The sequence below is a fragment of the Streptomyces sp. ADI95-16 genome, assembly GCF_003721495.1.
GTDB classification, from domain to species: domain Bacteria; phylum Actinomycetota; class Actinomycetes; order Streptomycetales; family Streptomycetaceae; genus Streptomyces; species Streptomyces goshikiensis.
The window spans coordinates 7,491,573-7,511,625 of the sequence record NZ_CP033581.1; the positions used below are offsets into that span (position 1 = coordinate 7,491,573).

The 20,053-nt window shown below is 75.0% G+C and carries 20 protein-coding genes; 12 read left to right on the top strand and 8 right to left on the bottom strand.

Annotated elements, in window-relative coordinates:
* From EES41_RS33255 to EES41_RS33270, 3 genes are all read left to right on the top strand, one after another.
* Positions 1–729, top strand: a complete 729-nt coding sequence (locus EES41_RS33255) for a DUF2071 domain-containing protein (protein ID WP_123082856.1) — start codon at positions 1–3, stop codon at positions 727–729.
* Positions 730–1,086: 357 nt separating this feature from the next.
* A complete protein-coding gene (locus tag EES41_RS41685; protein WP_164496008.1) occupies positions 1,087–2,355 on the top strand; it encodes a calcium-binding protein in 1,269 nt (422 codons plus the stop codon).
* A 620-nt stretch (positions 2,356–2,975) separates the two neighbouring features.
* A complete protein-coding gene (locus EES41_RS33270) occupies positions 2,976–3,584 on the top strand; it encodes an HD domain-containing protein (protein ID WP_123081614.1) in 609 nt (202 codons plus the stop codon).
* A gap of 28 nt (positions 3,585–3,612) precedes the next feature.
* Here EES41_RS33270 and EES41_RS33275 read toward each other — a convergent pair whose 3' ends face one another.
* On the bottom strand, positions 3,613–4,407 hold the full coding sequence (locus tag EES41_RS33275) for an SGNH/GDSL hydrolase family protein (protein ID WP_123081615.1): 795 nt from the start codon (positions 4,405–4,407) through the stop codon (positions 3,613–3,615).
* The gene (locus EES41_RS33280) at positions 4,394–4,963 is read right to left on the bottom strand and encodes a PadR family transcriptional regulator (RefSeq protein ID WP_123081616.1); all 570 of its coding nucleotides are present in this window, start codon (positions 4,961–4,963) and stop codon (positions 4,394–4,396) included. The genes EES41_RS33275 and EES41_RS33280 overlap by 14 nt, the downstream gene beginning before the upstream one ends.
* Positions 4,964–5,056: 93 nt before the next feature.
* Between EES41_RS33280 and EES41_RS33285 the strand changes: the two genes are divergently transcribed.
* Positions 5,057–5,488 carry a nuclear transport factor 2 family protein gene (locus EES41_RS33285; RefSeq protein ID WP_254211663.1) on the top strand — a complete coding sequence of 144 codons (432 nt, stop codon included), beginning with the start codon at positions 5,057–5,059 and terminating at the stop codon, positions 5,486–5,488.
* 54 nt (positions 5,489–5,542) lie between these two features.
* Here the strand turns inward: EES41_RS33285 and EES41_RS33290 are convergent, their stop codons facing one another.
* Complete coding sequence (locus EES41_RS33290; RefSeq protein WP_123081618.1) at positions 5,543–6,124, bottom strand: TIGR03086 family metal-binding protein; 582 nt, start codon at positions 6,122–6,124, stop codon at positions 5,543–5,545.
* A gap of 99 nt (positions 6,125–6,223) precedes the next feature.
* Between EES41_RS33290 and EES41_RS33295 the strand changes: the two genes are divergently transcribed.
* Complete coding sequence (locus tag EES41_RS33295; protein ID WP_123081619.1) at positions 6,224–6,733, top strand: GNAT family N-acetyltransferase; 510 nt, start codon at positions 6,224–6,226, stop codon at positions 6,731–6,733.
* A 127-nt stretch (positions 6,734–6,860) separates the two neighbouring features.
* Entirely contained in the window at positions 6,861–7,982 is a 1,122-nt protein-coding gene (locus EES41_RS33300; protein ID WP_123081620.1) for an AI-2E family transporter, read from the top strand.
* 21 nt (positions 7,983–8,003) lie between these two features.
* Here the strand turns inward: EES41_RS33300 and EES41_RS33305 are convergent, their stop codons facing one another.
* The 5 genes from EES41_RS33305 to EES41_RS33325 form a co-directional block, all read right to left on the bottom strand.
* Positions 8,004–10,157 (bottom strand): bifunctional serine/threonine-protein kinase/ABC transporter substrate-binding protein, encoded by a 2,154-nt coding sequence (locus EES41_RS33305; RefSeq protein ID WP_123081621.1) that lies wholly within the window; start codon positions 10,155–10,157, stop codon positions 8,004–8,006.
* 6 nt (positions 10,158–10,163) lie between these two features.
* Positions 10,164–12,320, bottom strand: a complete 2,157-nt coding sequence (locus EES41_RS33310; protein ID WP_123081622.1) for a bifunctional serine/threonine-protein kinase/ABC transporter substrate-binding protein — start codon at positions 12,318–12,320, stop codon at positions 10,164–10,166.
* On the bottom strand, positions 12,320–13,174 hold the full coding sequence (locus EES41_RS33315; RefSeq protein WP_123081623.1) for a hypothetical protein: 855 nt from the start codon (positions 13,172–13,174) through the stop codon (positions 12,320–12,322). The genes EES41_RS33310 and EES41_RS33315 overlap by 1 nt, the downstream gene beginning before the upstream one ends.
* A 78-nt stretch (positions 13,175–13,252) precedes the next feature.
* Positions 13,253–13,621 (bottom strand): DUF4180 domain-containing protein, encoded by a 369-nt coding sequence (locus EES41_RS33320; RefSeq protein WP_073798705.1) that lies wholly within the window; start codon positions 13,619–13,621, stop codon positions 13,253–13,255.
* A gap of 67 nt (positions 13,622–13,688) precedes the next feature.
* Positions 13,689–14,018, bottom strand: coding sequence for a hypothetical protein (locus tag EES41_RS33325; RefSeq protein ID WP_123081624.1), 330 nt, complete (start codon positions 14,016–14,018; stop codon positions 13,689–13,691).
* Positions 14,019–14,125: 107 nt separating this feature from the next.
* Here EES41_RS33325 and EES41_RS33330 point away from each other — a divergent pair, with 107 nt between their 5' ends.
* From EES41_RS33330 to EES41_RS33355, 6 genes are all read left to right on the top strand, one after another.
* Complete coding sequence (locus tag EES41_RS33330) at positions 14,126–15,334, top strand: sensor histidine kinase (RefSeq protein ID WP_123081625.1); 1,209 nt, start codon at positions 14,126–14,128, stop codon at positions 15,332–15,334.
* A complete protein-coding gene (locus tag EES41_RS33335) occupies positions 15,331–15,996 on the top strand; it encodes a response regulator transcription factor (protein ID WP_037798931.1) in 666 nt (221 codons plus the stop codon). Before EES41_RS33330 ends, EES41_RS33335 begins: the two co-directional genes overlap by 4 nt.
* A gap of 157 nt (positions 15,997–16,153) precedes the next feature.
* Positions 16,154–16,471: an SHOCT domain-containing protein gene (locus EES41_RS33340; protein ID WP_123082857.1), complete on the top strand. Its 318-nt coding sequence runs from the start codon at positions 16,154–16,156 to the stop codon at positions 16,469–16,471.
* A 75-nt stretch (positions 16,472–16,546) separates the two neighbouring features.
* Positions 16,547–17,710 (top strand): aminotransferase class V-fold PLP-dependent enzyme, encoded by a 1,164-nt coding sequence (locus EES41_RS33345; RefSeq protein WP_216827280.1) that lies wholly within the window; start codon positions 16,547–16,549, stop codon positions 17,708–17,710.
* A 95-nt stretch (positions 17,711–17,805) separates the two neighbouring features.
* Positions 17,806–18,420, top strand: coding sequence for a TetR/AcrR family transcriptional regulator (locus tag EES41_RS33350; RefSeq protein WP_123081626.1), 615 nt, complete (start codon positions 17,806–17,808; stop codon positions 18,418–18,420).
* Positions 18,404–20,038 carry an isovaleryl-CoA dehydrogenase gene (locus EES41_RS33355; protein WP_123081627.1) on the top strand — a complete coding sequence of 545 codons (1,635 nt, stop codon included), beginning with the start codon at positions 18,404–18,406 and terminating at the stop codon, positions 20,036–20,038. The genes EES41_RS33350 and EES41_RS33355 overlap by 17 nt, the downstream gene beginning before the upstream one ends.
* Positions 20,039–20,053: the final 15 nt, after the last annotated feature.

Here is a 20,053-nt window from a genome sequence, read left to right on the forward strand (position 1 = left end):
ATGAGAGCGCCGAGGCTGGCGAGCGTCATCGAGCGGCGGCTGCTGGTGAACTACCGGGTGGATCCGGACACCGTCGCCCGCCTCCTGCCCGACGGCCTCCGCCCCCAGCTGGTCCGGGGCCACGCCGTCGCCGGCATCTGCCTGCTGCGCCTCGGCTCGGTCCGCCCCTCGTGGGCGCCGGCCGCCGCCGGGCTGCGCAGCGAGAACGCGGCCCACCGGATCTCCGTCGAGCGGGACGGCCCCGACGGGGTCGAGAGCGGCGTGTACATCCCGCGCCGCGACACCGCCTCACTGGTCAACCGCTGGGCGGGCGGCCGCGTCTTCCCCGGCGAACACGGCCGCGCCGACTTCACCGTGCGGGAGACCGAGGACACCGTGCGCGTCGCCTTCGCCACCCGCGACGGCAGCACCGAGGTCGACGTGACGGCCGAGGTCACCGACAGCCTGGAGGGGAGCCTGCTGTTCTCCGGCCTCGAAGAGGCGTCGGCGTTCTTCCGCGACGGCAGCGAGGGCTGGTCGGCGAAGCGGTCGGGCCGGGGCCTGGACGGCATGCGGCTGGAGACCGACGCCTGGCGCGTCGAGCCGGCCCGGATCACCTCGGCCCGCTCCAGCTTCTTCGACGACCCGGAGCGCTTCCCGCCCGGTACGGCCGAGCTGGACTCGGTGCTGGTGATGCGCGACGTACCGGTGCGCTGGCAGCCGCTGCCCGAGCTGCCGACGACCGACTGACCGCCGCCCTACTGCCCGGCGCCCCTGCCCGGCGCCCCCTGAGTGCCTGTTTCTGGTCCCGTGCCGTGCAGGTCAGCGGGGAAGAGTAGGAGTACAGACGAAGGCCTCCCGTTCGCGGAACGGTCACGGTGACGCTTCCGTGAACGGAACTCCTGGTCGGACTACGGATCACAGGGCCGAGTTCGGGGACGGGCAGCGGCTGGTCGGTGGATCGCGGCGCGGTATGACGGTGTGTCTGTCGGACCGCACCGGGTGGGTGTGGCTTGATCGTCGGGCGGTCCCGGCAGGGGCCTGAGTAGCAACCGACGTCGGTGGCACGCCCTGAGTGCCGCGCTCTCTGTTGAGGAGTCCCGCATCGTGAGACCGACCCTGCAGCATGCCGTTTTCCAGCGACGTGATGCCAAAGCCGCTGGTGAGCGGCCGCGACGCCCGGCCCGGCGTGCTGCCGTCCTGCTCGCCACGGTGGCGCTGCCGGCGGCCCTGGTGGTGCCCACGGCCACGCCCGCTGCTGCGGCGGTGCCCGTGACCGTCACCTTCAACGCGGGCGCCAACCAGCCCTTCACCGTCCCGGCCGGCGTCACCCAACTGACCGTCACCGCCACAGGCGCCGCGGGCCAGAACGGAACCAACGGCGGCACAGGCGGCAACGGCGCCACCGTCACCGGCACCGTCCCCGCCACCCCGGGCAACACCCTGTTCGTGAACGTCAACACCGGCGGCGGCACAGTCACCGGGATCGCCGCGGGCGGTGTCGGCGGCGGTTCCAGCGACGTCCGCACCTGCAGCTCGGCCAACGTCAGCTGTGTCCTGACCGGCAGCCCCGGCACCGACCCCCGCCTCATCGTCGCGGGCGGCGGCGGAGGCGGCGGCCACGGCGGTTTCACCATTTCCGGGCCTGAGTCCACCGGCGGAGACGCCGGAGACACCGGCCAGCCCGGCGGCGACCGACCGCAAGGCGGCGTCGGCGGCGGCGGAGGTACTCAGACCACCGGAGGCACCGGCGGAGCCACATGCCCGCCGAACCCATCCACCGCCGGCACCAACGGTGCGGCCGGCGCCGCCGGCACCGGCGGGAGCGGCTTCGGGGGAGGCGGCGGAGGCGGCGGCTGGTTCGGAGGCGGCGGAGGCGGCGGCTGCAACGCCATCGCCTCCAATGGCACGCTGGGTTCCGGTGGTGGCGGCGGTGGGTCGAACCTCGTCCCGTCGGGAGCCACCTCCGGACCCGCAGCGGGAGCGGCCCAGGTGACCATCACCTACGAGCCGGTCCCCACCTGCGCAAACGCCACGCCGACCATCACCGGCACCAACGGCCCCAACATCCTGGTCGGCACTCCCGGCGATGACGTGATCTTCGCTCTCGGCGGCAGCGATGTGGTCGACGGCCGCGGTGGCAACGACATCATCTGCGGCGGCGACGGCAGCGACTCGTTGTCCGGCGGTGACGGAAACGACCGCATCGAGGGTGGCAACGACGCCGACAGCCTGAACGGCGGCAACGGCAACGACGCCCTCTTCGGCGGTCCCGGCAACGACGCCCTCTTCGGCGGTCCCGGTACCAACACCAACGACGGCGGCACCGGCGCCAACGCCTGCTTCAACCCCTCCACCGGACCCGGCTGCTTCTGACCCACCCCACACGCCGCCGACGTGATCGACGGACATCAGAAACGGGCCCCGGCACCTCCCTCGTCGCGGCGGCGACCAACGCACGAGGCCCGTTTCAACGTTTTGTCCCTCCGAGGAGAGTAAGCCTGCTCTCACGTGGAGCCGTCTCCCGGGACAGGCGTACCGCAGTGAAGTACCGCAACACGGCAGCCGCCCCCGACCTGGGCATGTTGCGTGACATCAGTAGCTGACATCAACAGAGGCGTACAACCGCGCACCGTGGCACGTCTGTGGTCGGTGGACGAGCCGACAGATCCCAGCAGGCGAGGGGTTCGTGATGGTGCAGCACGCGCCTGGGATCAGGCGCAGGCACTCACGGCTTGACAGACCGCATTAGGAATCAGTGCGACGGGACACCTGGTCGCTCCACCCGCAGTCACTCCACGAGTTCCGTTCGCGGAAGCGTCACCGTGACCGTTCCGCGAACGGGAGGCCTTCGTCTGTACTCCCGCTCTTCCCCGCTGACCTGCACGGCACGGGATCAGAAACAGGCACTGCCCGGCGCCGCCGACCGGCGCCTCGCCGACCGGCGGCGCGCCGCCCGGCGGGACCGGCTTCGGGCGGTTGTTACCGTTGCGGCCATGGCCCCCTCCCTTCCGACCCCGGCGGAAATCCGCGCCCTGCACGAACGCCACGCGCCCTCGCCCGAGGCCCTGGAGCTCGTCCACACCCACTGCGAGATCGTCTGGCAGATCGCGCAGCAGCTCCTCGCGCGGTACTCCGGCGACGGCGGGATCGACCGCGATCTCGTACGGGCCGGATGCCTCCTGCACGACATCGGCGTGTACCGGCTCTACGACGCCAACGGGACCATGGACCACGGGAATTACATCCGGCACGGAATCCTCGGTCACGACATCCTGAAGGCCGAGGGGCTGCCCGAGGAGATCTGCCGGTTCTGCTCCTGCCACACCGGCGTGGGCCTCACCCGCCGCGATGTGGAGTTGCAGGGGCTCCCGTTGCCGCCCGCCGACTATGTCGCGATCACGCCGGAGGAGCAGATCGTGATGTACGCCGACAAGTTCCACAGCAAGTCCACGCCCCCGCGGTTCCACCTGCCGGACACCTACGCCGCCTACGTCGCCCGGTTCGGCGCCGACAAGGCGGATCTCTTCCGGCTGCTCAGGAAGACCTTCGGGGACCCGGACCTGACCGCCCTGGCGGCGCGGTACGGGCACCCGCTGCGCTGACCGGACACCGGGCGAGCAGGCGCGCTGCTCAGCCGGCCGGCCGTACGGGGAGCAGCCGCGGGCGCTTGGCGGTGCGGCCGTCGCCGGACGAACGCCCGCGCAGCCGCCTGCCGACCCAGGGGCCGGCGAAGGAGGCGGCCCACCGGAGTTCGCCCGCGGCGCCCCGCCAGCCGGTGGGAAGGGACACCGGCGGCCCGGGAAGGGGCCGGGTCCAGGAGTCGTCGCTGCCGGGCACGGCCAGCGCGTGCGCCAGGGCGGCGGCGATCCGGTCGTGGCCGAGGGGGGCGGCGTGCAGCCGGTCCGGGCTCCACAGCCGGGGGTCGGTGACCACCGGGTGGTGGGCGGTCTCGGCGACCGCCACGCCGTGCCGGCGCGCCGCCCGCAGGACGCGCTCGTTCAGCGCGGCGACCCGGGGGCTCAGCGGGCGGGCGAGCGGGGTCATCCGGGCGACGTCGGGAAAGGTGACGGTCGCGACGCGGACCCCCTGTGCCGTGAGCGCCGCGAACACCGCCTCCAGGTGACCGGCGACCTCATCGGCGTCGAACCCGGGGCGCAGCAGGTCGTTGACCCCGGCGACCACCGTCGCCAGGTCGGGGCGCAGGGCGAGGGCCGGCGCCAGCTGCTCCTCGTGGACGTGCCGCGCGAGGCGGCCCCGTACGGCCAGATTGGCGTACCGCAGGCCCGGGTTGTGCGGGGCGAGGCGCTCGGCGAGCCGGTCGGCGAACCCGCGCAGGCCGACGGCGTCGTCGCCGTCACCGACCCCTTCGGTCTGGCTGTCTCCCAGCGCCACGTACCGCAGGAACCGCTGCTCAGCGCTGCTCACGGGCTGCCTTCCGCTCGCGCAGGACGGTGATCGCGCGGGCGCACCAGTCACGGTTGCCCTCCTCGAAGGCGAGGCCGCGCAGGCAGGTCAGGTACGGGCCGACGCGCTCGCCGTGGCGCAGGAACTCCTCCTCGTCGCGTTCGCCGCGCATCGTGCGCAGCAGCCGCTCGAACAGTTCGATCTTGCCCTCGGCGAAGGCGGCGCGATCGGCGAGCTGGCCGATCAGCCCGTCGGTGTCCACGTGGTCGGCGGCCTGGACCTTGACGAACAGGTCGTCGCGTATGAAGGAGGGCTTGGCGGCGCTCGCGGTGAACCGCTCCAGCTCGGCCAGCCCGGCGGCGGTGACCTCGAACAGCCGCTTGTTGGGCCGGGTGTCCTGGACCACCTCACGGCCCACGATCAGGCCGTCGCCCTCCAGCCGGGTCAGCTCGGCGTACAGCTGCTGCGGCTGCGCGTGCCAGAAGTTGGCCACGCCGAGACCGAAGGACTTGGCCAGCTGGTAGCCGCTGAGTTCCTCGTCCAGCAGCGCCGCGAGTACCGCGTGTTTCAGGGCCACGGCGGTGGCTCCTTTCCGGCTCTGTCCACGCACATGGTCCCCATGATAGTCATGGATATGACTAGTCACCATCATGACTATGGAGGAGAAGCCGTGAGCACAGCAGACCGTTTCCGTGCCGCCGTCGACAGCCGGGACCTCGCCGCCCTGGACGGCCTGTTCACCGAGGACATCAGCTTCTACAGCCCCGTGAAGTTCACGCCCTTCGAGGGCAAGCCGATGGTGCTGGGGCTCTTCGGGGTGCTGCTGCGGGTCTTCGAGGACATCCGCTACATCGGGCAGTACGACGGCGCCGCCGAGACCAGCGCCGACGGCGCCGTGGCCCCGTCGGCGGTCCTGCCCTTCCGCGCCACCGTCAACGGCAAGCAGATCCACGGCATCGACCTGCTGCACTTCGACGACGAGGGCCGCATCAAGGAGTTCACGGTGATGGTGCGCCCCCAGTCCGCCGTCCAGGCCCTGGGGGAGGCGGTCCTCACCGGCCTGACGGCCGACGGCCTGGTCCCGGCCCCGCCCGCCGGCTGACCGCGGCCCCGCCCGCCGGCTGACCCCGGGGCCCGGGCGGGGGCTGACCGCGGCTCAGCCCGCAGGCTGCCAGTCGGGGTCGCGGCCGGTCGCCGCCAGCAGGACCTCGAAGCGCGAGGCGTCCGCCGCGGCCGGCTTCGGCTCGCCGAACAGCCCCGCCTCCCGGGCGAACGGCGCGAGCCGGTCGATGACCCCGGACAGCACCTCCACCCCCGCCGGGTCCGGCGTGAACCGCTGCCCCGAGGCCCGCGCCAGGTCCCATCCGTGCACGGTCAGGTCCAGCAGCACGATCGTCCCGACCAGGCGGGCGGGCTGGTCCATGGCGCCCGTCGTCCCCTCCTCGGCCCCGGGCTCGGCCCAGGCCGCGACCAGCCGGTCCGCCTGCCCGGCGAACCGGTCCCGCCACTCGGGGTCCCCCTTCAGGTGCTCCGGCTCCTTCTCGAAGGCGCTGGGCTCCTTCCGGGCGAGCCGCTCGAAGTTGACCATGACGTCGAAGAGGTGCTCCACCAACCCCCGGACGTCGTACCCGGAGCACGGCGTCGGATCGCCGAGCCGCTCCTCCCGTACGGTCCGTACCACGGGCACCGCCCGCGCGGCGGCCGCGCCGAGGAGGGAGCTGATGCTGCTGTCGTCCATGCCCCCACCGTAGGTCCCCGGCCCGCGCGGGCCGGGGACGCGGCGACCGCGTGTCAGACCGGGTCAGACCATGTCAGACCCGGCGACTACCGTGGCGGCATGGAGACGCGCGTACGACTCGAACCCTGGGCCGAGGACGACTTCTGGCTGCTGCCGCGCAAGAACGAGCCGGTCATGACCGAGCACCTCGGCGGCCCGGAAACCGATGCCAAACTCCACGAACGGCACCGGCGGTACCTGGCCATGAGCGCCCGGGAGCCCGCCGCCGGGCGGATGTTCCGGGTCGTCGCCGAGGGCGAGACCGTGGGCTCGATCGGCTTCTGGGAGCGGGTCTGGCAGGACGAGGAGGTCTACGAGACCGGCTGGGGCATCCTCCCCGAGTTCCAGGGCCGCGGCCTCGCCGCGCGGGCCGCCCGCGCGCTCATCACCCACGCGGGCACCCACGGCACGCGCCGCCACCTGCACGCCTTCCCCTCCGTCGAGCACGCGGCGTCAAACGGCGTCTGCCGCGCCGCCGGCTTCTTGCTCCTCGGCGAGGCCCGGTTCGAGTACCCGCCGGGCCACTGGCACACCAGCAACGACTGGCGGGCGGTCCTGGGCGGCCTCTGACGCCCGCGCCGTACGCTCCCGAAACCCGCCGCCGTGCGGCCTTCGGGGGAACATGAGCCGCGACGCGTGGGCCGGGCGGCCGCGCGTGGTACCTCCTGGGGAACACACCTCGGAGGTGCGGCCGCACATGACCCGACGCATCGTGGCGAGGCCGGTACGCCGGGCAGCGCGCCCGCGCGGACGACCGGGCCCGGGCATCCGCGCCCGGCGGGCCCCGGCGGTGTCACCACTGCTGCGCACGGCCGCCGCCCACGCCTGGCGGCTCCTGGTCGTCGGCGCGGCCGTGTACGCGGTGTTCGCCGCCCTGGGCAAGTTCCACGAGCTGGCGGTCGCCGTCTTCCTCGGCCTGGTGGTGACGGCCATGCTCCGCCCGGTGGCCGATCTGCTCAACCGGTTCATGCCCCGCCCGCCGGCCGTGGCCTGCGCGCTCGTCGGCAGCGGCGTGCTCGTCCTGGGCGCGCTGGCCCTCGTCGGGGAGGCCGTCGCGGGGGAGTGGTCCTCGCTGGTGACCGAGTTCCGCGACGGCCTCGGACGGATCCAGCGGTGGCTGGAGAAACCGCCGTTCCGCCTGGACCCCGGGCTGCTGACCGACCTGCGGGCCAAGACCGGCGGCTACCTGTCGTCCCATCGCGCGACCCTGCTGGACACCGCCCTCAGCGGGGCGGGCCAGGTGCTGGCGGTCTTCACGGTGGCCGCCCTGGCCCTGTTCTGCTCGGTCTTCTTCATCCACTCGGGCGACCGGCAGTGGAGCTGGTTCTGCGCGCAGCTGCCCCCGCGCACGGCGGAGCGGTTGACGGTCGCCGGGACGGCGGCGTGGCGCACCTTCACCGGCTACACCCACGGCATCGTGCTGGTCGCCGCCACCAACGCGATCCTGGTGGGGCTCGCGCTCTTCCTGCTCGGAGTGCCGCTCGCCGTACCGCTCGCGCTGCTGGAGTTCTTCGCCGCGTTCATCCCGCTCATCGGCTCCCCGGTCGCCCTCGCCGTGGCCACCGTGGTGGCCCTGGCCTCCCGGGGCCCGGTCGTGGCGATCCTGGTGATCGCCCTGATCGTCGTCATCGGACAGCTTGAGGGGCACCTGCTGCACCCCCTCGTGATGAGCTGGGCCGTACGGCTGCACCCGGTGGTGGTGGCGCTGTCGGTGATCGGCGGGGCCATCGCCGCCGGGGTGGTGGGCGCCCTGGTCGCGGTCCCGTTCGTGTCGGTGCTCTGGTCCGTACGCCAGGCCCTGCGCTCCCACCCGGACTGACGGCGGCCCGGCGCGGCCGGCTCATGGCGCGGACCGGACGTCCGCGTAGGGGCCCAGGTACCCGAACGCCCCCGAGACGACGCGGTACAGGTGGGCGATCCGGTCCCCGGCCAGCGTGTGCGTGGTCGAGTCGAAGCCCAGCGGCTTGGCCAGGCCCTGGTGCGCGACCCGGAAGATCCGGCGGGACAGGCCCGGCCGGTCCCGGCCCTCGCCCGCGAGGCCCGTCAGCGCGGTGGCCACCAGACCCACCACGTCGTAGGCCTCGGTGGCCCAACGGGCGGGCGGTTCCCCGTACGCGGCCCGGTGCGCGGCGACGAAAGCGGCGCAGCCGGGCACGGACAGCGGGTCGGTGAAGAAGGCGGCGAACAGCCAGCCCGCCGCGGCCGGACCGGCGGCCGTGAGGAAGGCGGGCTCCATCGCCTCCCCGATCCCGAGGCGCGGGCCCTTGAACCCGGCGTCCGCGAGGGCCCGTGCCAGCAGGGCGGCCCGCTCCGGCGAGGTCCCCGCGAACACGACGGCCCCCGCGCGCGCCCGCGTCAGGTCGCGGACGGCCCCGGCGAAGTCGGAGCCGCCCGCCGGGATCCGGTGCACGCTCGTGGTGCCCTGCGACGGCGGGCTCTGCTGGAGGGCCCGGGTGAGCCGCCAGGCGGGCTCGCCGTCCGCGCTGTCCTCCACCACGGCCGTACGGCTCACCGGCTCCACGCGGGAGAGGTAGTGCAGCACCGGGAGCGCGATCCCGTCGGCGGACGCCCGGGTGTCGACCAGCGTCCGCCACTGCGACTGGAAGGGCTGGGCGCTGTTCAACGACACCAGGACCAGGGTGAGATCCGCGGTCAGGCAGGCGCCGGCCAGCCCCGGTACGGCCCCGTCCCAGGTGGGGCCCACGATCGCGAGCACCGCGGGATCGGCGATCAGCTCCTTCGCGGCCGCCGCCGCGCGCGCCTCGTCGCCGCCGTCGTCGGCGGTGCGCAGGGCCAGCCGGAAGACGGCGTCCGCACGGGCGTTGTGCTGGTCCACGGCCAGCCGCAGGCCCCGCTCGTGGGCCCGGCCGGTCCGCGCTCCGGGCCCGGACAGGTCGGCCTGGAGGGCGAGACCGAGCGTGGGCCGCTCCCCGGCGGGCGGCGGCGGGGAGCCGCGCCGCCCGCCGCGGGTGGCGAACCAGCCGGCCGGCCCGCCGGTGGCGACGAGCATCCCGGCGCCGGCGATCAGCCTCCGGCGGGTGAGGGGCCGGGCGCCGGCCGGCTGTGCGTCCAGCCGGGTGGGCTCCGGGGCGGGCAGTTCCAGCGCGTGCGTGGACCGCTCGGCGATCAGCCGTGCCAGCGGCCCCGGCAACCACTCCCCGCCACCGCCCGGGGCGTCCGAGCCGTACGGGACGTCGCCGAGCAGGGCGCGCAGGCGCGCCGGGGCCGGGCGTCCGGCCGGGTTCCTGGCCAGGCAGGCCGTGACCGCCGGGAGCAGCTCGGGCGGGACGGCCGCGAGGTCCGGCTCGTCGTGGACGGTACGGAAGACCACCGCGGCCGCGTGTCCGCCGCCGAAGGGGCCGCGGCCGGTCGCCGCGTACACCAGGACGCAGCCGAGGGAGAACACGTCGCTCTCCGGCCCCGGCGCCGGGCCGCCCGCCCGGGCCTGCTCCGGGGCCAGGTACCCGGGGGTGCCGACGACCGCGTCCACGGCCGTCAGGGTCACCGCCCCCGCCGCCCGCGCGATCCCGAAGTCGATCAGCCGGGGCCCGTCCGGGGCGAGCAGGATGTTGCCCGGCTTGACGTCGCGGTGGACCAGCCCCGCGGCGTGCACCTCCGCCAGGGCCTCGGCGAGCCGCGCCCCCAGCGTCCGTACCGCGGCCACCGGCAGCGGACCGTACCCGGCCACCGCCTCGGACAGCGCGGGCCCCGGCACGAACGGGGTCGCGAGCCAGGGTTCGCGCGCCCGCGGGTCGGCGGCCACCACCGGGACCACCCAGCGCCCCGACAGCCGCCCGGCCGCCTCCGCCTCGCGCCGGAACCGCTCCCGGAAGGCCGGGTCCGCCGCGTGGTCGGCGCGGATCACCTTGACCGCCAGCAGGACCCCGGCCGGCGACCGGCCCAGGTACACGGTGCCCATGCCGCCCGAGCCGAGGCGCCCCAGCAGCCGGTGACCCCCGACCGCCGACGGGTCGGACGGGAGGAGGGGACGCATCCGCCGCTACCCCGCCGGGAGTTCGGCGGCCCGGCCCACGTAGCGCAGCCGGCCGCCCTCCACCCGGTGCAGGAAGAAGAGGTTGCCCTTGACCACCCGCTGGTCGTCGAAGGCGTACTCCTTCGTCAGACCGCGGAAGGTGCCCTGCCCCAGGGCCGCCAGCAGCTCGGCGCGCGACGGCCGGCCGCCCCCGCGCACGGCCGTCACCAGTCGGTCGACGACCAGGTTCGCCACGTCGTGGGCCTCCGCCGTCCAGAACCCCGGGGCCGAGCCGTACGCCGCCCGGTGCGCGCGGGCCAGCCCGGCGACCTCGGGCGCCTCCGGGCCGATGTACGGGGCGAGGAACTGCCAGCCCTCGGCCGCCGGTCCGGCGGCGGTGAGGAACTCCGGCCCGATGGCGGCGAAATCGGCGGCCCGCGCCCCCCGGAACCCGGCGGCGGCCAGCAGCCCGGCCACCTTGGCGGCGCCGGCCGGGGTGCCCGTGTAGAAGAGCCCGTCCAGGCGCTGGGCGAGCAGGTCCGCGACGACCGGATCCAGGTCCGCCTCGCCGGGGCCGCGCGGGACCACCCTCGGGTACAGCGTGGCGTCCGCCGCGAAGAGGCCGAGGGTGCGCGCCAGGTGCACGGAGGCCTGCCAGCCCTCCGCGTCCCCGTCGCGGTCGCAGAGGATGCCCAGGCGGCGCGCGCCCTGCGCCTTCGCCAGCGACATGTTGACGGCGGAGCCCTGGCCCAGCGAGAGCGGGGAAGCCTGGAAGAAGCTGCGCCGGTCGGCCACGCCGAAGCTGACGGCCAGCGCCGACACGGTCAGTAGCGCCAGCGCCGCCTCCCCGTACGGCTCCAGAGCGGGCATCACCGAGGCGTTCCCCGTCGGACCGACCACCGCGATCACGTCGGGGTCGCCGATGAGCGTGGCCGCGGCGGCCGCCGAACGGTCCGCCCTCCCGGCGTCGTCGGCGGTGGCGACGCTCAGCGTGAAGGGCTTGTCGGACCGCGCGTTGAAGGCGTCGACGGCCAGCCGGACCCCCCGCTCCTGCGCCTGCCCGGCGGCCTTCTGCGGGCCGGAGAGGTCACCGTGCACGCCGATGACCCACGACCGGGCCACAGGTCCCGCGGCGGGCGCGCGCTTCCCGTCGTCCCGCAGCGCCAGCCAGCCGGCGAGGCCGCCGCCGGCCGCGAGCACCGCGCCGCCCGAGGCGAGCGCCAGGAAACGCCTGCGCGACGGCGCCCCGGCGGCGCGTTCCGCCTCCCGATCGGCGACGGTCTCCTCGATGCCGGGCAGCGCGAGCAGCGCGGCGGCGCGTTCGGCGATCGTGGCGACGACCGGATCGGGCAGCCAGCCGGTGCCCGCGCCCGGGGCGTCCTCGGTCAGCGACTCCTCCAGCTCCCGGGTGCCGGGCCGGATGTCGGGGTGCTTGGCGAGGCAGGTCCGCAGCAGCGCGGTCAGTTCGGGGTCGGCGAGCACCTCCGGGCCGAACTCCGGCTCGTCGTGGACGGTGCGGAAGAGGATCGCGTCCACGGCACCGGTCCCGAACGGCAGCCGCCCGGAGGCCGCGTACGCCAGCAGGCAGCCCAGCGAGAACACGTCGCCCGCCGGCTCGGCGGCGCGGCCGACGGCCTGCTCGGGCGAGAGGAAACCGGGGGTGCCGAGGATGACGTCCGCGGAGGTCAGGGCGGTGTGCTCGCCGCCCCGCGCGATCCCGAAGTCGATCAGCCGGGGGCCGTCCATGCCGAGCAGCACGTTGCCCGGCTTGACGTCCCGGTGCACCAGACCCTGCTCGTGCATCACCCCGAGGGCCCTGGCCAAGGCCTTGCCGAGGAGGCGTACGGCGCGCGGCGGGAGCGGCCCGTGCGCGGCGACGGCCTCGGCGAGGGACGGGCCGGGCACGAACGAGGTCGCAAGCCACGGCGCGGGCGCGTCCGGGTCGGAGCCGGTGACCCGCACCGCCCAGGGACTGTCCACCCGGGCGGCGATCGAGGCCTCACGGCGGAACCGGGCCCGGAAGTCGTCCTCGTCGGCGTACTCCGCGCGGATCACCTTGACGGCGGCGAGCGCCCCGTCGTCCGTACGCCCGAGGTAGACGACGCCCATGCCGCCCGCCCCGAGCCGCCCCAGCAGGCGGTACCCGGCGATCCGGGACGGGTCCGAGGGCTCCAGCCGCTCCATCAGACGCCCCCCTTGGCGAGTGCCAGCTTGGCCTGGAGCATCAGCCGGCTCGTGCCCTGGACGGCCAGAGCGTCGATCTCCTGCTTGGTGAAGCCCGCCGCGCCCTTGCCGGCGACGGCGACCGTCACCGGCCCGAACTGCGCCTGGTACCAGACGTACCGGTACGGGCCGCCGTCGGCCTCGCTCAGGTACTCGCCGAACTCGTTGAAGGCGTCCTCGGTCCAGCCGTTGAGCTGCTCGCCCAGGTAGAAGGAGGCCCCCAGCAGGTTGTTGATCTCCTCGCCGTCGCTCAGAACCTGGTGGGGGCAGCGCAGGACCTCCTCCATGGCGTGCGCCGTCTCCCAGCCGGATTCCGCGCGGTCGCGGTGGACGGTCACGGTGGAGGTGAGCTTCACCCGGCCCCGGCCGCCCTCGGCCGGGAGGTGGAAGTGCCGGGTGACGGTCGCAAGGACGTCCTCGGGCAGGCCGGAGGTCTGCCAGACGCAGCCCTGGTCGAGCACCGGCCAGCGGCCGGGGGCGCTCTCGAAGGGGGAGCTGCGGACGACGCCGGGCCCGAAGGCCTCCGGCTCGACGGAGATCCGCTCCAGCAGCGCGCGGGCCCCGGCGGCGTCCTTCGGCTGCTTGGCCTCGTCCAGCTCGGGCACGAGGGGCACCCCGGAGGCGCCGGTCGTCCCGGGCACGGGAGCCGCGGCCGCACCGCTCCCGGCGGACGGGGACGCGGGCGGCGAGGCGCCCGCGCCGTCCCGTGCGTCGCCGCCCCCCGCCGAGCAGCCGGCGAGCACGAGCAACCCCGCCGCGACGCAGCCGCCGACGCGCAGCGCGAAACGGTCCGCATACCGCCCAGGTCCCCCCACGCGGGCGATCGTACTCCGCGCCCGGCGCCCGTGAAGTGCCTTACCGCAAAGGTGGGTTGGGGATTGCCCGGCGCATCGCTACGGCCGGTCCGCCAGCCGCTCGCGCAGTTCCTCCACGTCGGCCAGGAACCACGTCTGGCGCCCGCGGTTGCACTCGCGGACGAAGTCCCGCAGCGCCGAACTGGCTTCCGTGTGACGGGAGATGTCACCGATGACCGCCATCCCCAGGCGGTACTGGACGAACTTCTGGACGATGTCGCCGGCGACGCGCGTACGCAGCCGGAAGAACGCGTCGTCGAACCGTTCGGCCGGCACGACCACCCACTCGGCGCCCTGGTACCCGGCGTTCCCGATCAGGTCCAGGACCTCGCGCTCGCCACGGATGGGCTCGCCCTCGGCGGCGCACATCAGGACCGGGACGTCGTGGATCTTCTCCAGGATGCTCATGCGCGCCAGGCTAGTTCCGCTCCCCGGTGAAGTCGACGCGAATACCGGGGCCGCCCCGCCGGGTCCCTCAGTCGCGCCGGCCCCTGGCCAGGGTCAGCGCCAGACTCACGGCCGTCCCCAGGACCACGGCCCACCAGACGAATTCCAGCGGGCCCAGCCCGGCAGCCTCGGTGCCGTCCCGCCAGACGCAGGTGACGTCCGGCGGGAAGTAGTCGCGCCGCACCGTGAAGGGGCCGCCCGGTCCGACGAACCCGTGCGCGCAGCGCTCGTCCTGCTCCGAAACCGAGACGAAGCACAGGGCCCACACGAGCGCCGCCACACCGGCCCACACGGTGAACGCCGTCCAGCTCCGCTCCCTCGCGCCGCCCCGGTCCGCCGTGCTGGATTGGGTGTTCATGTCATCAGGCACAGTGAATGATCACACGGGCGTACTTCCCTGGGAGTACGCCCGATCGCCCCGCCCGGCGGACGACGCCGGCGCCCGCGCGCGTCTAGCGTGGCCGCATGGCGGAGCGGCGGCGGCACTGGGCGGAGCGGGCGGAGCGTGCGGCGCTGGCGGGGGAGCGCGGCGGGCTGCCGTGGCGGTCCTCGCTGCTGGTGGCCGTCATCGCCCAGGTCGGCAGCGGCTGGGCCGGCCAGCTCCAGCCCGGCCGGGAGCCGCTCGGAGTGGCCGGCCGGCTCCTGCTGCTCCTCGGCCCCGCCCTGCTGCTCCTGCGCCACCGCCATCCGGTGGCCGTCCTCTACGGCGTCTGCGCCGTCACCCTGGTCTACCTCGCCGGCGGCTACCCCTACGGCCCCGTCTTCCTCTGCGTGGCCCTGGCCCTGCTGAGCGCCGTCCTCGCCGGGCACCGGTACGCCGCCTGGACCGCGGCGGGCCTGCTCTGGGCCGGGCACCTGCTGATCGGCCACTGGCTGTACCGGTGGCTGCCGCCCGCCGGCGACGGCCCGGCGGCCTGGGGGACCGAGGGCGGGGTCACCGCCTGGGTGATCGCCGTACTGGCCGCCTCCGAGGTGGTCCGGGTGCGCCGGGAGCAGTGGGCCCGCGACCGGGCCGAGCGGGCGGCGGCCGAGCGCCGCCGGGTGGACGAGGAGCGGCTGCGCATCGCCCGCGAGCTGCACGACGTACTGGCCCACAGCATCTCCGTCATCAACGTCCAGGCGGGCGTGGGCCTGGCCCTCCTCGACACGGACCCCGAGCAGGCCCGTACCGCCCTCAGCACCATCAAGGAGGCCAGCAAGGAGGCCCTCGGCGAGGTCCGGCAGGTCCTCGACACCCTGCGCGCCCCGGGCGAGGCGCCCCGCACCCCCGCGCCCGGTCTCGACCGGCTCTCCGAGCTCGTCGCCCAGGCCGCCTCCGCCGGGCTCACCGTCCGCGTGGAGGGGGAATCCGGCGGCCGGGGCCTGCCCCCGGGCACCGACCTCGCCGCGTTCCGGATCGTCCAGGAGGCCCTCACCAACGTGGTGCGCCACTCCGGCTCCCGCACCGCCCGGGTCCGCGTCACCCGCTCGCCCGGCCTGCTGGAACTCCGCGTCGACGACGACGGGCCCGCCACCGCCGAGGACGCCGGGGGCACCGGCAGCGGGCTCATCGGGATGCGCGAGCGGGCCTCGGCCCTCGGTGGCACCATCGAAGCCGGCCCCCGCCCGGACGGCGGTTTCCGGGTCCTGGCCCTGCTGCCCCTCGGGGGCACCGCACCGCAGGAGGGCGCGTGATCCGCGTACTGCTCGCCGACGACCAGCAACTGGTCCGGGCCGGTTTCCGGGCGCTCCTCGACGCGCAGCCCGACATCGAGGTGGCGGGCGAGGCCGCCGACGGCGCCGAGGCCCTGCGCCTGGTCCGCGCCCTGCGCCCGGACATCGCCCTCATGGACATCCGGATGCCCGGGCTCGACGGTCTGGCCGCCACCCGCGCGATCACCGGGGACGCCGCGCTGACCTCGGTCAAGGTCGTCATGCTGACCACCTTCGACCTCGACGAGTACGTCTTCGAGGCGATCCGCTCCGGCGCCTGCGGTTTCCTCGTCAAGGACACGGAACCGGAGGAACTGCTGCGCGCGGTACGGGCGGTGGTCGCGGGAGACGCCCTGCTCTCGCCCGGGGTGACGCGCCGGCTGATCGCCGAGTTCGCGGCCCGCTCGAAGGCCCCCGCGGCCGCGGCCGGGCTGGAACGGCTGACCGACCGGGAGCGCGAGGTGATGGCCCTGGTGGGCATGGGGATGTCCAACGAGGAGATCGCCCGCCGCCTGGTGGTCAGCCCGCTGACCGCGAAGACGCACGTCAGCCGGACGATGATCAAGCTCGGCGCCCGGGACCGGGCCCAACTGGTGGTGCTGGCGTACGAGTCCGGGCTGGTGCGCCCCGGCTGGCTCGGCTGATCGCCAGGCGCCTACTCCCGCGGAAGTACGCGTGGTGCCGCCGGCCGTAGGACGACCCGGACCCCCTCCCGGAGCGAGTCTCGTGATGACGGAGCACACCGCTCCACACCACTTCGCACCGCTTCACCACTTCACCGCTTCCGAGGAGCTGACCGAGATGAACACCCTGGCGTACGACGGGCCCGGCCCGTGGATCCTCTTCCTCCCGCTGGTCTGGGCGGCGGTCGTCGTCACCGTCGTCACCGCCCTGCGCCGCACGGTGTGGCGCGGCGGCCGCGGCCCGCGCGGCCCGTGGGCCGTGCCGCGCGGCCCGCAGGGCCCGTACGGGGCGCAGGGCGAGAACGCGCCGATCGCGATCCTCGGCCGGCGCTTCGCCACCGGCGAGATCGACGAGGACGAGTACTGGCGCCGGCTGTCGGTCCTGGACGAACAGTTCGGCCGCCCCTTCCCGGGGGAGAAGGGAAGCGCCGGCTGAGCCGACCGGATCCGGGCGGCCCCCGCCGGGGCACGGCACCCCGGCGGGGGCCGCCCGCTGCCACATGATGGGCGGATGTCCGAGACCCACAGCGAGGGACGTGCCATGACCGCAGCCAGGGAGCTGTTCGACATCCCCGACGGGATCGCCTACTTCAACACGGCCAGCGTGGCGCCGACCCTGCGGGCGGGGGTGGCGGCCGGGGCCGAGGCCCTGCGGTGGCGGGCGCAGCCCTGGCGGATCGGCGGCGCCGACTGGTTCAGCGGCGCGGAGGAGCGCCGGCGGCTGTTCGCCGGGCTGATCGGTGCCACGGCCGAGGACATCGCCCTGGTGCCGGCGACCAGTTACGGCCTCGCGGTCGCGGCCGCCAACCTGTCCGCGCCGGCCGGCGGCCGGGTCCTCGTACTCGACGGGGAATACCCGTCCGGGATCTACACCTGGCGGCGCTTCGCGGAGCGCACGGGTGCCACGATCCTCACCGTCGGGCGAGCGGACGGGCAGTCCTGGACCGAGGCGGTCCTGGCGGCGCTCGACGCGGAGGTGGCGGTGGTCTCCGTGCCCCAGGTGCACTGGACCGACGGCGCGGCACTGGATCTGGACCGGATCGCCGGGGCGGCCCGGGCGGCCGGCGCCGCGCTGGTCGTCGACGCGAGCCAGTCGGCCGGGGCGATGCCGCTCGACGTCGGCGCCCTGCGGCCCGACTTCCTCGTCAGCGTCGGCTACAAGTGGCTGCTCGGCCCCTTCGGGCTCGGCTACCTGTACGTGGCCCCGGAGCACCAGGGCGGCCGGCCGCTGGAGGAGAACTGGATCGCCCGCGAGGGCTCCCAGGACTTCGCCCGGCTCGTGGAGTACCGCGACGCCTACCAGCCGGGGGCCCGCCGCTTCGACGTGGGCGCCCGCACCGCCTTCGAGCTCACGCCGATGGCCGTCGCCGCCCTGAGGCAGCTGACCGAGTGGACGGTGCCCGGGATCGCCGGGGCGCTCGCGCGGATCACGGGTCGCATCGCCGAGGAGGCCGCGCGGCGTGACCTGGCCTTCCCCGGCCCGCGCGGACCGCACATGCTCGGCGTCACCGTTCCCGAGGCCTTCCGGGACCGCGTCGTCACGGCCCTCGAAGAGGCCGGCGTGTACGTCGGGGCCCGCGGGGACGCGATCCGGATCAGCCCGCACCTCCACACCACGGACGAGGACGTCGACCGGCTGTTCGGGGCGCTGGACCGGGTGCTGGCCCGCCGCTGACCCGGCCCGGGTCGGTCCGGACCGGCCCGAGCCCGTCCGGTCCGGTCCCGTCCGGGGCTGGTGTGAAGCAGTGAATCGGTGCTTCAATTCTTCCCGTGCCCTACCGACGCCCCCCGGCCGTACAGGCCCGCCTCGACGCCCGGCGCGACCACGTGCTGGAAGCCGCCGTCCGACTGCTCTCCCGCGAGGGGTACGGCGGCTGCTCGGTCGCCGCGATCGCCGCCGAGGCCGGCATCTCCACCGGCAGCGTCTACCAGTCGTTCGCCGGCAAGTCCGAACTCGCCGCCGCCCTCTTCCGGACCCTCGTCGCCCGGGAGCTGGAGGCCGTCGCCGCCTGCGCGGACCGCCCCGGAACGGCCGCGCACCGGGTGGCCGCCGCCGTGGAGATCTTCGCCTCCCGCGCCCTCCAGGCACCGCGCCGCGCCTTCGCCCTGCTGGCTGAGCCCGCGGACCCGGCCGTCGACACCGAACGGCTCGTCTTCCGGCGGGCGTTCCGCGACGTGTACGCCGCGCAGATCGCGGCGGGCGTGGCCTCGGGCGAACTGCCCCCGCAATCCCCCGAGCTGACCGCCGCCGCGCTCGTCGGCGCCATCGCCGAAGCCCTCGTGGGGCCGCTCGCCGACGGTGACGCGGACCCCGGCGAGGTCATCCCCGGACTGATCACCTTCACCCTGCGTGCCCTTGGAGGACACGATGCCGCAGACGCATGAGGTCACCAACCAGGTGCCCCCGCACCACGGTTACGACGCCGCCGCCGACCCGGCCCTGCTGGAGGCGCTCACCCGCGAGGGCGCCGCCTGGGCCGCGCCCGAGCTCCACGACCTCGGCGTCCTCGCCGGATCCGAACGGGCCGCGGACTGGGGCCGCCTGGTCAACGAGCACCCGCCGGTGCTGCGCACCCACGACCGCTACGGCCACCGCGTCGACGAGGTCGAGTTCCACCCGTACTGGCACGAGCTGATGGGCACCGCCGTCTCCCACGGGCTGCACGCCGCGCCCTGGGCGCAGGACCGGCCCGGCGCGCACGTCGCGCGGGCGGCGAAGTTCCTCGTCTGGGGACAGGTCGAGGCCGGCCACTCCTGCCCGATATCCATGACGTACGCGGCGGTGCCCGCGCTGCGCGCCGCGCCGGAACTCGCCGGATGGCTGGAACCGCTGCTGGCCTCCCGGACGTACGACTTCGGGCTGCGCCAGCCCGACCGCAAGCGCGGTCTGATCGCCGGCATGTCGATGACCGAGAAGCAGGGCGGCTCCGACGTACGCGCCAACACCACGACCGCGACCCCGGCGGGCGACGGCACCTACCGGCTGACCGGACACAAGTGGTTCACCTCCGCGCCGATGTCGGACGTGTTCCTGACCCTCGCGCAGGCGTCGGGCGGGCTGTCCTGCTTCCTGCTGCCGCGCGTGCTCCCGGACGGCAGCCGCAACCGGCTGCTGCTCCAGCGCCTCAAGGACAAGCTGGGCAACCGCTCCAACGCCTCCGCCGAGATCGAATACGACGGGGCCTTCGGCTGGCTCGTGGGCGAGGAGGGCCGCGGGGTCGCGACCATCATCGAGATGGTCAACATGACCCGCCTCGACTGCGTCCTCGGCGGGGCCTCCGGCATGCGCCTCGGCGTCATCCGCGCCGTCCACCACGCCACTCACCGGCGCGCCTTCGGCAAGGCCCTGATCGACCAGCCCCTGATGCGCAACGTCCTCGCCGACCTCGCCCTCGAATCCGAGGCCGCGACGGCCGTCGCGCTGCGCCTCGCGGGCGCCACCGACCGGGTCGCCCAAGGGCAGCGGGACGAGGCGCCGCTGCGCCGCCTCGCACTGGCCGTCACCAAGTACTGGGTCTGCAAGCGCGCCCCCGCGCACGCCGCGGAGGCCCTCGAATGCCTGGGCGGCAACGGCTACATCGAGGACTCCGGCATGCCCCGGCTCTACCGGGAGGCCCCGCTGTCCTCGATCTGGGAGGGCTCCGGCAACGTGGCCGCCCTGGACTCGCTGCGGGCCATGGCCAGGCAGCCGGAGACCGTCGAGGCCCTGTTCGCCGAGGCGGGCCTGGCCGCCGGCGCGGACCGCCACCTGGACGCGGCGCTGGCCGCGCTGCACAAGCAGCTGGCCGACCCCGCCGAAGCCGAGTACCGGGCCCGGCAGATCACCGAGAACATGGCCCTCGTCCTCCAGGCCTCGCTCCTGGTGCGCCACGCCCCGGCGGCCGTCGCCGACGCGTTCTGCGCCTCCCGCCTCGGCGGGGAACACGGCGGCGCGTACGGCACCCTCCCGACGGGCGTGGACACCGGGGCCCTCCTCGCCCGCGCCCGGACGACCGCCGTCTGAGGGCCGCCCGCGCCG

Coding starts and splice junctions, on each gene's coding strand:
- EES41_RS33255 (WP_123082856.1), top strand. CDS start 1: ATGAGAGCGCCGAGGCTGGCGAGCGTCATCGAGCGGCGGCTGCTGGTG.
- EES41_RS33270 (WP_123081614.1), top strand. CDS start 2,976: ATGGCCCCCTCCCTTCCGACCCCGGCGGAAATCCGCGCCCTGCACGAA.
- EES41_RS33290 (WP_123081618.1), bottom strand. CDS start 6,124: ATGGACGACAGCAGCATCAGCTCCCTCCTCGGCGCGGCCGCCGCGCGG.
- EES41_RS33295 (WP_123081619.1), top strand. CDS start 6,224: ATGGAGACGCGCGTACGACTCGAACCCTGGGCCGAGGACGACTTCTGG.
- EES41_RS33300 (WP_123081620.1), top strand. CDS start 6,861: ATGACCCGACGCATCGTGGCGAGGCCGGTACGCCGGGCAGCGCGCCCG.
- EES41_RS33305 (WP_123081621.1), bottom strand. CDS start 10,157: ATGCGTCCCCTCCTCCCGTCCGACCCGTCGGCGGTCGGGGGTCACCGG.
- EES41_RS33310 (WP_123081622.1), bottom strand. CDS start 12,320: ATGGAGCGGCTGGAGCCCTCGGACCCGTCCCGGATCGCCGGGTACCGC.
- EES41_RS33320 (WP_073798705.1), bottom strand. CDS start 13,621: ATGAGCATCCTGGAGAAGATCCACGACGTCCCGGTCCTGATGTGCGCC.
- EES41_RS33325 (WP_123081624.1), bottom strand. CDS start 14,018: ATGAACACCCAATCCAGCACGGCGGACCGGGGCGGCGCGAGGGAGCGG.
- EES41_RS33330 (WP_123081625.1), top strand. CDS start 14,126: ATGGCGGAGCGGCGGCGGCACTGGGCGGAGCGGGCGGAGCGTGCGGCG.
- EES41_RS33340 (WP_123082857.1), top strand. CDS start 16,154: ATGAACACCCTGGCGTACGACGGGCCCGGCCCGTGGATCCTCTTCCTC.
- EES41_RS33345 (WP_216827280.1), top strand. CDS start 16,547: ATGTCCGAGACCCACAGCGAGGGACGTGCCATGACCGCAGCCAGGGAG.
- EES41_RS33355 (WP_123081627.1), top strand. CDS start 18,404: ATGCCGCAGACGCATGAGGTCACCAACCAGGTGCCCCCGCACCACGGT.